The following is a 13,375-nucleotide window of genomic DNA, read 5'->3' on the forward strand; positions in this document are numbered from 1 at the left end:
CCCTCTCCCGAAAGGAGAGGGCGCCAGGGACACACAAACCACTACACCTTCGCCGACGGATAGGCGTAATACGCATACGCGTAGTAACCCGCCGCGCGCTTCTCTACCAGGTTGAAGATCGCGCCCTTGATCATCACGCCGTTCTGCTCCAGACGTTGCTTGGTCAGCGCAATTTCGCGGATCTGGTTGACGCCGAAGCGCACCACCAACAGGCTGGTGCCGGCATGGTGACCGATCACTGCCGCATCGGTCACCGCCAACACCGGCGGCGTATCGACGATGATCAGGTCGTAGCGCGGACGCAGGGTATCGAGCAGCGAGCTGAAGTTGGCGTGCATCAGCAGTTCTGACGGATTCGGCGGAATCTTGCCGCGCGGGATGAACATCAACTGGCCCACGCCTTCCACCGGACGAACCACGTCGCTGATCTGCGCCTGCCCGGCGATCAGTTCGGACAAGCCGTTGTCCGGCCGGCTGCCGAGCATGCGATGCAGCAAGCCCTTGCGCATATCTGCATCGATCAACAGCACGCGTTGGCCGGCCTGCGCCATTACCACGGCGAGGTTGGATGCCACGAAGCTCTTACCGGCGCCGGGGCTGGGGCTGGAAATCATCAGCACGTTGTTCTTCGCTTCCAGCCGCGCGAAATGCAGGCTGGTACGCAGACCGCGCATGGCCTCCGTCGCCAGGTCAGCCGGCGCACTCAACGCCAGCACATGCCTGCCGCTGGTGCGGTGATGCTGCTGGCGCGTAAATACCTTGCGCTGCGTATCGCTCAGCGGAATGGACACGTACACCGGCAGGCCAAGCCGCTCGATCTCCACCGGGTCTTCCACACCGCGCGCAAGCAGCTGACGCAGGAAGATGTATGCCAGCGCCACGATCAAGCCAAGCACCAGGCCACCGGGAATCACCCACATCGGCCGCGGCCACCACGGACGGGCCAGGTTCACTGCCGGCTGATCGATCACGCGCACGTTGCCGACGCTGCCGGCACGGGCGATATCCAGTTGCTGCGCCTGGTTGAGCAGGTTGGTATAGGTCTGGTTGCTTACTTGCACGTCGCGGTTGAGCTTCAGCAATTCCTGCTGCGTGTTGGGCAACAAGCCGATCTTGTGTTCCAGCGAGCCCTTCTCGCCTTCCAGTTCGCTGATCTGTTTCTCGACCGCGCGGTATTCCGGGTGCTCCGGCGTGTAATGCCGCTGCACTTCGGCCATCTGCAGATGCAATTGTTCCAAGGCGGTATCGATCGATACGTTCTGGCTCAACAGCGACTGCGTCTGCATGTTGAGGTCGACCGAACGCTCCTTGAGCTGGAACGCGTTCAATGCTTGCGTAGCGCGCTCCAGCTCCTGTTTCACTTTCGGTAGTTGTTCGCGCACGAACTGCAGGCTGTTGGCTGCTTCGGCGGCGCTGCGGTCGACGTTCTGGCGCACGTACAAGCTGGTGACCTGATCGAGGAAATTGGTGGCCAGCATCGGATCGGCATTGTTGTACGTGACCCCGATGATGCCCGAATCCTTGCCCTCTTCATTCGCCACGACGGCTTTCTGCAGCATGGCAATCGTGTCCATGTGCGAGTGCCTGACCACGGCGAAACGCGCGCCCGGATTGGCCCGCAAGGTCTGCACCTGCATGGTGATGCCATTGCTCGTGACCGTCTGGCCGATATGGCCGTTGAGGAGCACGTTGCCGCTGGAATCCTGCAGCGTGTACGTGCCATCGCCGCCGGCAATCAGCAGCATCTTCTCATCGAGCATCGCGGCGGGCACGTCCAGCTGCTGGACATCCAGTTGCGATCCGCCCCAGTCGTAGCGGCTCAATCCAAACAGCGGCGAGGCCAGCTCGCCGGGGTGGTTGGCGACGAACTTGCGCGCCAGGTACGAACCGATGAGCGGGAAGCGTTTCGGGCTGGCACCGATATCGAGCTTGAGGTTCTCGATCGCCTGCCCGATCACTTTGCGCGAGGTGAGCAACTGCGTTTCCGTCGTCGCCTGCGAGGTGGAGATACCGAGCGTCTCCGACAGGTCGCTCATGCCCGGCAAGGTCGGCGCCTTCTGTTCAACCTGCACCGAGGCGCTGGCCTGATAGACCGGTGTGGCCAGCATGGCATAGAGCACGCTGATCAGCAGGAACACCAGGGTGATCGCGCCGATCAGCCATTTGTTATCGGATAGCGTGCCCAGCAACGCTCGCAGATCGACATCTTCATCGCGTGTTGCAAAGGTTTGTTTGGTGGTCATGTGCCACTCCTAACAAGGAAATTCCTAAAAGGGAATCGGATGTTCGTTGTTACAAATAATTCAGCCAGCTCTCTACACCACGCTCGATCAATCCGTGAACATGCTCGAAAACCTGTGGCGAGCGACGATACGGATCGGGGATATCGCTCGCATCGCGCCACTTGTCCAGCAAGAACAATTTGCCGCTCGCCTCCGGCGCCAGCCGCGACGCGGCAGCCAGATGTTCACGTTCCATGGCAAGCACCAGGTCAGCCTGGCGCAACATGTCCGCATTGAGCTGCCGCGCGCGATGCTCGGCCGCGTCGATGCCACATGCCTTGAGCACTCGCATCGCGTTGTCATCCATGGGATAGCCCACCATGGCTTTCAAACCCGCGCTGCGGATCTGAATGTCGCGATGACGGAGCCGGTCGCGGAACAAAAACTCCGCGGCGGGACTTCGGCAGATGTTTCCCACACAAATAATCAAGATGTGCTTGAACACGTATAACGGCACTCTCTCCGCAGGTATGAACGCAAGAATTCATCCTCATGGGTGTCGAGCCTCAAAACTCCCAACCAAAGCCGGAACCAGGAGGAACGGCTGCTGAGATTCGACGTTGTGGAGAAAACTCATGGGTCTATTCAACCTCTTCATCTGATGATCACGTAGCGGCCCGATGAATTTTCACCTTCATGCCAAATCGCTGCACATATGCGCAGCCGTCCATCATCATCATGATGCCTGTGTCGATAACGGGTGAACTTAATAAGCGGACATGACAGAGATATATACCCATCCGCGTCAAATCCGCATGGATTTTCCCCAACCAAAGCGCAACGAAAACATTCCGTGCACACACGTGACGAAAAAACGGCATCGTCGTCAACGCTTCGTTGACGCAGCCGCGACGACTTCACAAGCTTAATTAATGCAGAAAATTCCCGGCCACCGGGTTATCGCGAAGCCGCCTTTGGTCGATTGCACGCAATCAGCACTTATTGGCAACACACACCACACATTGCGGGGTGAACATGAAAGCGTCATTTGCTGTGATAGCTATAACAACAGCCATCGCGTTATCCGGATGCGCGGCCATTCCAGGACAACATATGTCGATGGGCGGCGCTCAAGACGGCCACGTCCAGATGGTGCAGATTACGCCGGACTGGCTCGCCAGCCAGCCACCTGTGCAACCGCAAACGGTGCCGCAGGAATTGCTGAGCTATCAGCCGGAGTCATACAAGATCGGTCCCGGCGACATGCTGTACATCACCGTGTGGGATCACCCCGAACTGACCGCGCCGGCCGGTTCGCAACAACAGACCAGCGCCAACAGCCGCCTGGTACGTTCAGACGGCACGCTGTTCTATCCGTATGCCGGCACCGTCAAAGCCGCGGGTATGACCATTGATCAGCTGCGTGGAGAACTGACCAGCAAGCTCACCAAGTACGTGCCTAATCCGCAAGTAGACGTGGCCGTGACCAGCTACGGCAGCCAACTGATCACCTTCCAGGGCGCGTTCGCCAAGAACGATCCGCAACAGGCCACCACCGTTCCGCTGACGCTTGCACAAGCCGTCGGTACGGCCGGCATCGATCTCGCACATGCCGACCTTTCGGATCTGGTATTGACGCGCGATGGCCGTGATTTTCATCTCGACTTGAACACGCTCAACCACGCGACCGAGCAAGCCATTTATCTCAAACCCGGCGATCGTTTGTATCTGGCGTACAACGACAACAAAGAGGTTTACGTGCTGGGCGAAGTGATGCGTCCGCAAGCCGTATCGTTCAGGACCGACGATATAACGCTCACCCAGGCATTGGGGCGCGTCGGTGGACTGGACCCGGTAACGTCCAGCAGCAAATCGGTGTACGTGATTCGCGGCGTCAAAGACATTGCACATACGCCGGCGACGGTTTACCAACTCAACGCCCGTTCGCCGCAAGCCTATGTGCTGGCCGACAACTTCCATGTGCAGGCCGGCGACGTGGTATGGGTGGGCGCTTCGGCCATTACCCAATGGAGCCGCTTCCTCAGTCAGCTAGTACCGCTGGGTAGCCTGGTGAGCAGCGCCGCGTTGGCCCATGGCAATGGCTCCAGCGGACTTTGATGACGACAGTCCCTTGCGTTTCCTTGATGCTCTTCTTTGCTTGGGCGCCGTGGGATCGGCGCCCTTTTTTATCCCATGCGCCGATGACGTTGCGCGGCATCGATATGGCTAACTCGCGATGACAAAAACACTCGTGCCCGCGGCAAGCGAATGCCTCCATGGCAATGCGCTTGCGACATAAGCGGAGCGCGCGGCGGACGTCGGCAAACATCCAACGGCATTACTTCGTACAGACGAGAAGCCTCGAACATGCCCATTCCTAAAATTATCCACTTCAAGATTCCCAACCCTGCCACCCCTGCGCAGCAGGAAGCGATCGAGATAGCCAGGCGGCTGCATCCGGATTGGAAAGTCATGATCTGGCAGGACCCGGTAGCGCCAGAAGGCTTCAGGCTTGCCAAATATTGGAAGCAAACCCGCAGCGGCGCGCAGCAGGCCGACCTGGTACGTATCGAGGCAGTGCTGAATTACGGCGGCATCTATCTGGATTCCGACGTGATCATGCATCGGCCACTCGACGAGCTTGCGGCCGCGCATGACTTCTTTATCGCGAGCGAGGATGGACTGATCCTGACGAACGCTGCGTTTGGTGCCGTGGCCGGACATCCTGCGCTCGCCAAAATCGTCGATGACCTGGACCGCAATCCGCCCGACTGGTCGTTGCCACCCAACGTAACGACCGGACCGGTCCTGTTCTCGCGCATACTCAAATGGCGCAAGGACATCGCGGTACTGCCGCGGGCAACGTTCTATCCCTACAACTGGAACGACAAGCCTTGTGATCCGCACCCCCACACTTTCGGCACGCATCTGTGGGAAGGCTCGTGGATACGCGGCTGGGTCAAACTGGTGCGCAAATTCGGCTGGCAAGGTCATTTGAAATTGCTTCGGCTGCGCCGCGCGCGCGGCATCGCCAAGGAATGCGAAAAGTGGATCCACTCCAATGAAGTCGTGATCCGCCTGTTCCTGCCACGCAAGGCCAAGGCCTATCCGGTTTCCGAAAAGTTGATCCGCAAGACTGTGCACGGACCCAGCATCATGCTCTCCGGCAAGGATCTGTCCGTCACGCCCAAAATCGCCCACCAAGGCTATTACGAACTTCGCGAAGAGCTCTTCCTGAAAAAAGTGCTGTGCGGTGGCGACTATTTCGTGGACGTTGGGGCGAACGTCGGCGCCTTCAGCTTGCTTGCCGCCTGCATGGTCGGCCCGTTTGGCCGCGTGTATGCCTATGAACCCAACCCGCTCGCTGCGGACATGCTCAAGCACTCGGCCACCATGAACTGGATGCACGAACGATTGATCGTCTCCAACGTTGCCGTCGGCGAGCGACCCGGGCACGCCATGCTGCACTTCAATCCCTCGCGCCTGGGCGATGCCTCCATCGCGGACGACACGCATGTCGAAGCACGCACTCGAACTATCGAATATTTGGGCAATGACGAAGCGGTCAACACATCCATCGTCACCTTGGATGACGAATTCCCCTACGACCTTCCCATCACCTGCCTGAGAATCGATGCGGAAGGACACGAAGCCTATGTGTTGCGCGGCGCCCAGCGTTTGCTCAGCAGGCAATGCGTCGATTACGTGATCGTCAAGGCCGTGGAGGAAATTGCCGGAAAAGCCTGGTCCGATCTGCTGGATGCCTTGCAGCAGGTGTGCGGTTATGGATACAGCCTTTACACGCTGGGAATCAATGCGCGCCCTATTCCGATCGAACTTGACGCCGTGCGCGTTGGCAGCCGCGTCATCCGCACCAGGAACTTGATATTGATGAACCGGTTTGTGGCGGACAGGCATTTCCGTCGGAAGGCGCAGCAACGGACGGAGAACGATGCGCGTGCTGGTGCTGGCAGTGCATGACGAATAGTTACCCCGGACTGCGTATCCGTGGTTGGCCTGACGAATCGTTGCGCATAGGTTGGGTTACGCCTCAACAAAGTCAGAGGTAATCCAGCCTACGTAATGACGCTGGTGGGATAGGTGTGTGCCATCGCGCAAGGGTGCCGCCTGCGCGGCGGGCGTTTCGACTGCCTGTCGGCAGCCGAGTCACTTTTCTTTGCTGGCCCAAAGAAAAGTAACCCAAAGAAATGGCCTCAAGAGCTCATGGCGCTATGTGGGTTACAAGCCGAACCTTCGAGGCCAAGCCAATGATTTACATCCTCAGGTTCTACGTCGCCGCTATACCGCAACGCGTCGGAGCGCTGAGGCAAGTACAAAAAGCGCGGTGCCGCATCCAACTTTGCACGTCACCAGAGCTGCTTTTGCTCTCTCTATGTGCCGCAGCGCAACGGCGCGTTGCGGTATAGCGGCGACGTAGAACCCGAGGCGACAATCCATCTCTCTGGCGATAAACGTTCGAGCTTGTAACTTTCTCGGCCAAGAGCCTTTTAGGCCATTTCTTTGGGTTACTTTTCTTTGGGCCAGCAAAGAAAAGTGACTCGGGCCGCGTCAGCGGACCGAAACGCCCGCCGCGCAGGCGGCAACCTTGCGCGATAGCACATACCTATCGCACCAGCGTCACACCCCGCTACTCCCCCAACCGAAGCCTCGCAATTTCCGCATAAGCCGCATCCAACTCACTCCGCAACGCCTGATTGCTCTCCAGCAGCTGCTGGATTTCCTGACATTGCGCAATCACCGAACGAAGCACATCGCTTTTCACCGTCACATGGCGTGCGCGGTAGGCGCGCATGCGCTCGGCGGCGGACTTCGCCTTGCCGCTTGGCGGCCGCCCACGGCGCGGGCGCAACAGCATGGCGATCGTCCCTGGGTCTTTGGGATCGACCATGGCGTAACTCCTTGAAATTGGGCGGCCCGAATTTATCGTAACGTTACGTAAAAAGCAAGAAAAAAATCGCCAAAGCGGCGACGAAATCAAATGCCTCGTAGATTGGGGTGAGCGCAAGCGCACCCCAACATCGCCATGCGCGTATCAACCGCGACGTTGGACACCCCCTTTATCACTCCTCGTCATACCCACAGTCAGAACGCTCATCTGTAAAAGCGTATCTTTCTGCGACGCAGCAAAGTATCTATATAGCCAGCTTTCCGCCGATGCGATTGACGCATCAGGGGACGTAAAGCACCCACTTACTTCATCCAGAGCAACGTGCACGGACCTCCCCAACCTGCGCGTATCGCAACGGCTTGCTCTGCGAGCGACACCGAGAGCCTCTACCTTGAAAAATCCATTTGCTTCTTCGCGACGGACACTGACTTACGCCATTGCCGCAAGCCTGACGCTGGCAAGCACGGCGTCATTGGCACAATCGACCACCGGCAGTATTTTTGGGCAGGTTGCCGCGGCGAGCGGAACCAGCGTGCAGATCAAGAGCAATACCGGCATTGCGCGCACGGTAACCGTCGACGATCGCGGACGCTACGTCGCCACGGAATTGCCGCTTGGCGTGTATACGGTATCGCTGCTGCGCAACGGCGCCGTGGTCGACACGCGCGACAACATCAACCTGCACGTGGGCGCGGGCACGGAGGTGTCGTTCAACGAAGCCGCTGCCAAGAACCTTGGCGCGGTAAACGTAACGGCCAACGCGGCACCGCCCATCGACGTCACCAGCGTGGACTCGCGCACGGTGATCACCTCCAAGCAACTCGCGCAACTGCCGCTGCTGCGCTCCGCCGAAGCGATCGCGCAACTCGCGCCGGGTGTGGTCAACAACAGCGGCGGCTATACCGGTCCGACTGGGCAATCACTGGTGAGTTTCGGCGGTTCGGCGGCCAGCGAGAACGCGTATTACATCAACGGCTTCAACGTCACCGAAACGCAGCGCGGCATGGGTGGCCTCACCCTGCCCTACGGCGCGATCGAGCAGGAAGAAATCTACACCGGTGGCTACAGCGCGCAGTACGGTCGCTCGGACGGCGGCGTGATCAACATGGTGGGCAAGCGTGGCAGCAACGAGTGGCACGCCGGCGCGCAGGTGCTGTGGGAGCCGGACTTTGCGCGCGCCAATGGCACCAACACCTATTACACCAATGGTCTGCCTAACTCGCCCATTGCGGGCAATCTCTACGACCCGAGCAGCAAGAACCATCAATGGACGCGCACTTACGATGCCTACGTCGGTGGACCGCTGATCAAGGACAAGCTGTTCCTGTTCCTGGCTGGCGAAACGTCCACCCAGGACGGCACCACCGTCAACAGTGTGTCGAACGCGCAGCCGTACGTGCGATACAACAACACGCTTCCGAAGTGGTACGGCAAGCTGGATTGGAACATTACCGATAGCAATATCCTGGAACTTACCGGCGCATCGAACCGCGAGCAAACCCAGGGCACGATCTACAGCTACAACTACAACACGCTGCAACCGGGCCACGTCATCGCCGATGCGGATCGCATCAAAACCGGCGGCGACCTGTACACCGCCAAGTTCACCAGCTACATCACCGACAACCTCACCTTGAGTGCGCTGTACGGCAAGATGCGGCTGGATAACTATGACGTGCCGGGTGGCTATGACGGCAGCCTGACGTATCTCACTGGAATCCAGTACCAGAACCCGGCCTTGAACGGCGGCATACCGGTCAGCAACAACCAGGTCGTCAAATCGCTGTACAACCCGAATCGCCATAATCAGGGCAACAACCTGCGCATCGACCTGACCTATCAACTCGGGCAGCACACGATTTCGGCAGGTATCGACAACCAGAACGCTAGCGCGATCGATCAGGGCAGCCAGGCATCGGGTCCGGGTTACTACTGGCAATACGCCTATACGACCACGCCCACGGCGGCATTGATTCCTTCGCTCGGCGTCGGCGCGCCGGCCAACTATCCTGACGGCGCTTCGGGCTACTACGCCATCAAGAACGTCAACAGCTCCATCGCCAGCGTGCGTTCGGCGCAGCGCGCGCAATACGTCGAAGACAAGTGGCAGGTAACGGACCGCTGGCTGCTGTCGCTGGGTCTGCGCAATGATCAGTTCACCAACTACAACGCCGATTCGCAGCCCTTTATCCGCCAGACCAGGCCGCAATGGGCGCCGCGGCTTGGCTTCAGCTGGGACGTATTCGGCGATGCCAGCCTGAAGGTATACGGCAATGTCGGCCGCTACTACCTGGGCATGCCGCTCAACCCTGCCTTGAATGCCGCTGGCGCCTATGTGTCCACGCAGCAGTACTACACGTATGGCGGCATTGCGGCGGATGGCACGCCCACCGGTGTCACGGCGTTTTCCAATGCGGTGTCGTCCAACAACACCTATGGAATCTTGCCCGATCCCAGGACGGTGACGGCATCGAACCTGAAATCGGAATACCAGGATGAATTCATCCTCGGCTTTACCAAAGCCATCGACAACCAGTGGGTCTACGGCGCCAAGTTCACGCGCCGCATCCTGCGCAACGTCATCGACGACTACTGCGATGTGCAAACGATCGAAAACAAGGCTGCTGCATTAGGCTATACGGTCAATGCCACCAACAGCTGCTACCTGATCAATCCGGGGCGCGAAAACATCTTCACCGTGATCGATGCAAACGGCAGCTACCGCAGCGTGCCGCTGACGAATGCAGAAATGGGCTTCCCGCAGATGAAGCGCAAGTACTACGCGCTGGAAACCTTCCTTGAGCATCCTTTCGACGGCAAGTGGTACGGCAAGGTCGACTACGTGTTCTCGCGCAGCTACGGCGATACGGAAGGACAACTGCGTTCGGATATCCAGCAGACGGCATCATCGACCAGCATCGATTGGGATTTCCCCGCATTGATGTCCTCCAGCAATGGCGCGCAAAGCAACGATCACACGCATCAGTTCAAGCTTTTCGGCTATTACTCGATTACGCCACAATGGCTGGTATCGGGCACGGTGCAACTGGCTTCCGGCAACCCGCGCAACTGCCTTGGCTACTACGGTCCCGACCAGACCGATCCGGATGGCTACGGCAGCTTCTACCACTGGTGCGGCGGCCAGCCCTCCCCGCCCGGCACGCATCGGTTGCCGTGGTTCAAGCAGGTGGACGTGGGTGTGACGTATCTGCCGCCGGTTCCGGCTGGCAGGCTGGCACTGTCGTTGAACGTGTTCAACCTGTTCAACTCGCAAGCGATCTTGAATGCGTACCCGTATTACCAGATTTCGCCGGGAACGCCTGATCCACTGTATGGATCGGCAGTGACGCGGCAGCAGCCGCGGTATGTGCGGTTGACGGCAACGTACGATTATTGAATGGCGGGCTGGGTGATCTCCAAGCCAACTTCAGGCGGTAGAGCAGTCGCGAGCGCGGAACTGCCCGGACAACATCCAATCATCTATGCCTTGTTGATGGGCCTCTGAATTTCAACCCCTATCAGTGCACCCACAACGACTGCCAATACAACAGCAGGACCCCAACATCGCGTGCATATGTCTCGCAATGTTGGGGTTCGCGTGCCACTCACACCAACCTACATGAATGCTTATTGCACCAATATTTCATCCGAAAACAGCCAGAGATCCTTGGCCCCATCCGGGAACGATGCAGGCAAGGTCTTGCGTTGATCAGCTTCGATCCGAATATAGCGCGCCGTCACAGGTTGTTGCGGTTGGAATCGGAATCGCTGCGCACCATCAAGCAATGACGGATCGAAAGCGGGAGCATGCGTGTACAACGTGGTCCAATGCTGCCCATCTGATGAAGCGAGAAACGTCACGCTCTCAGGCAACAACACACGTGACTCAAGTGATTGCAGGAAGCCGACATCGATGGCATGTATGGCGGTGTCCTTGCGCAAATCGATGGTGGCGTCGAGGTTGCTGTCATGCCAGGCAACCCAGCGGCCGTCGTGGAGCTCCGAGGTGGCTAGCACGCCATCTACCAGGCTGCTGGCTGGTGCATAGGAACTGTCGGGTGCTTGCGCAAGCGTGACGGCACGCCCGGATGCCAGGTTATGCGCCAAGCTGAAGCTGGTGGCGTTGTCGTAACGCAGATCGTTGCGGTAAGGCACGACTTTGAGCGTACCGGCCTGCTGAATAGCCACCTCGTCATCGAAGGATGGCGATTGCGGCGCGGGATCTGAGCCGTCTACCGTGTAGCGATTTTGCAGATTGTCGAAACCGCGCTTTGCATGCAACTGCCAATCACCATGCTGTGCATCGTAGTCGACGGTGTAGACCGCAACGGGCTCGCTCTCTGGGCCGTAAGCGACTTTTTGTGCATCCAGCCAGCGGTATTGCGCTTGCAGGCGCTGCTCGAAGTCACCGTAGGCAGCGTCGTCATGCTTGTCCGTCCAGAGGTTTTCCGCGAGTGCGAGCATGCGCGGATAGATCTTGGATTCGGCATTGAAAGGATTGGCGTGCTCGCTCCATAGCGGCGCTTCACCGCCCAGGATCTGCGCACGGTGCTCGACGAAAAGTTGGTCGTCTTCTGGCGTGCTTGGCGAGGCGGTCTTGGTGATGTCGGTGCGGTAGACATCCTTGACCGTGAGCTTGTCCAGCGGTGAATCCAGGTAGAACGGACCGGACATGATGACGCGATTGCCGTTGAGCAGCGCCTTGTGCATCACGCTATTGCCCAGCCACATGCGCCAGACTTCCACGATGGCGTTCTTGTCCGCACCGCCCTCCAGGATTTCGTCCCAGCCGATCATGGTCTTGCTCTTGCTTTCCAGGTAGCTCTGGAAATGCTTGACGAAGTAGCTCTGCAGCCCGTCTTCGTCTTTCAGGCCTTGCTCGTGCATCAATGCCTGGCAAGCCGCACAGTCTTTCCAGCGATCCTTGGGCGCTTCGTCGCCGCCGATGTGTACGTAGGGCGAGGGGAACAGCGCGATCACCTCATCCAGCACGTGCTGCAGGAAGACGAAGGTTTGCGGATTGCCGACGCAATAGATGTCTTTGAACACACCCCACGTATGCGCCACCGCCAACGGCTGCTTGGTGCAGGAATATTCCGGATAGGCGGCCAGCGCAGCAGTGCTGTGTCCCGGCATTTCGATTTCCGGAATCACCGTGATGTTGCGCTCGCGCGCATAATTGATGACATTGCGGATGTCGTTTTGCGTGTAGAAGCCGCCATAGCGGCTGCCGTCCTCTTCCGTGCGCCACGCACCCACGTCGGTCAGCTTGGGATAGCGGTGGATCTGGATGCGCCAACCTTGGTCTTCCGTGAGATGCCAATGGAAGGCGTTGATCTTGTAGTAGCTCAGCAGGTCGAGCTGTTTCTTGATGAAAGACACCGGGTAGAAATGACGCCCCACATCAAGCATGAAGCCGCGGTACGCGAACGCCGGCGCGTCCTTGATGCTGACGGCGGGGATATCGACCGACGAAGCATGCTCCAGCGGCAGCAATTGGCGCAGCGTCTGCACGCCCCAGAACAAACCTCTGTCGCTGGATGCCTGGATCACCACGCCGCGCGGCGTCACCATCAAGCGATAAGCCTCATCCCCTTTCACGGTGGGATCGAACGCCAGCACGATGCCGTGCGCGTGCGAACTGCGCGACAGCTCGATGCCGGTCTGTTCGTGAATCGATTCGCGTAGAAAGCCGACAATTTGCTGCACGCGCGCGGATGTCGGCGCGTCGATGCCGGTATGCGCATCGAGGTGATAACTCCCCTCGCCTGCTTCCATCTGCTGCGGCTTGGGAATGATGTTGATGTCCGCAGCCGCTGAGGTACTCGCGATGATGATGGATAGGCCAATGCACCAGGCCAGGAGAGGTTTGAACATCAGTGGACTCCCTAACAGTCATGCGGCGTCATGACATCCGCGATGAGGAAAACTCCAGGGATGTCGTCATTCCCGCGAACGCGGGAATCCATTTCAAGGATGCATCAGAGCAAGATGGATTCCCGCGTTCGCGGGAATGACGGCCCTGGGGCAAAGCAATGTCGACCACACATCAAAAACCAGCGAGCCCGGCTTTGGGCCGGGCTCGCTTTGTTGCGTCAATCGAGCTTGTAGTCAAACGTGAGGAACACCTCGCGACCGTTGTATTCACTACCGGTCTGACCGGTGGTGACGTACTCGAAGCCACCCGCGTAGTACGGGATGGAAGAGACGCGGTCGAAGATGTTGTTCACGGTGAGCTTCAGCT

7 protein-coding genes are annotated in these 13,375 nt (G+C 58.8%); 3 read left to right on the forward strand and 4 right to left on the reverse strand.

Annotated elements, in window-relative coordinates:
- Window positions 1–41: 41 nt before the first annotated feature.
- On the reverse strand, window positions 42–2,243 hold the full coding sequence (locus tag VJR68_RS15510; RefSeq protein ID WP_324149144.1) for a polysaccharide biosynthesis tyrosine autokinase: 2,202 nt from the start codon (window positions 2,241–2,243) through the stop codon (window positions 42–44).
- 49 nt (window positions 2,244–2,292) lie between these two features.
- Window positions 2,293–2,727: a low molecular weight protein-tyrosine-phosphatase gene (locus VJR68_RS15515; protein WP_324149146.1), complete on the reverse strand. Its 435-nt coding sequence runs from the start codon at window positions 2,725–2,727 to the stop codon at window positions 2,293–2,295.
- 608 nt (window positions 2,728–3,335) lie between these two features.
- On the opposite strand from VJR68_RS15515, the gene VJR68_RS15520 reads away from it, so the two are divergent.
- Both VJR68_RS15520 and VJR68_RS15525 read left to right on the forward strand, forming a co-directional pair.
- Complete coding sequence (locus VJR68_RS15520; protein ID WP_324149148.1) at window positions 3,336–4,340, forward strand: polysaccharide biosynthesis/export family protein; 1,005 nt, start codon at window positions 3,336–3,338, stop codon at window positions 4,338–4,340.
- A gap of 249 nt (window positions 4,341–4,589) precedes the next feature.
- On the forward strand, window positions 4,590–6,203 hold the full coding sequence (locus VJR68_RS15525; protein WP_324149150.1) for an FkbM family methyltransferase: 1,614 nt from the start codon (window positions 4,590–4,592) through the stop codon (window positions 6,201–6,203).
- 667 nt (window positions 6,204–6,870) lie between these two features.
- Here VJR68_RS15525 and VJR68_RS15530 read toward each other — a convergent pair.
- The gene (locus VJR68_RS15530; protein WP_324149152.1) at window positions 6,871–7,131 is read right to left on the reverse strand and encodes a hypothetical protein; all 261 of its coding nucleotides are present in this window, start codon (window positions 7,129–7,131) and stop codon (window positions 6,871–6,873) included.
- A 391-nt stretch (window positions 7,132–7,522) separates the two neighbouring features.
- Between VJR68_RS15530 and VJR68_RS15535 the strand changes: the two genes are divergently transcribed.
- Window positions 7,523–10,528 carry a TonB-dependent receptor gene (locus VJR68_RS15535; RefSeq protein WP_324149154.1) on the forward strand — a complete coding sequence of 1,002 codons (3,006 nt, stop codon included), beginning with the start codon at window positions 7,523–7,525 and terminating at the stop codon, window positions 10,526–10,528.
- Between the two features lie 230 nt (window positions 10,529–10,758).
- On the opposite strand, the gene VJR68_RS15540 is transcribed toward VJR68_RS15535, so the two are convergent.
- Window positions 10,759–13,008, reverse strand: a complete 2,250-nt coding sequence (locus VJR68_RS15540; RefSeq protein ID WP_324149156.1) for a family 20 glycosylhydrolase — start codon at window positions 13,006–13,008, stop codon at window positions 10,759–10,761.
- Window positions 13,009–13,375 lie beyond the last annotated feature (367 nt).

The organism is Dyella sp., from assembly GCF_035277725.1.
In the GTDB taxonomy this organism is placed as follows: Bacteria; Pseudomonadota; Gammaproteobacteria; order Xanthomonadales; family Rhodanobacteraceae; genus Dyella_B.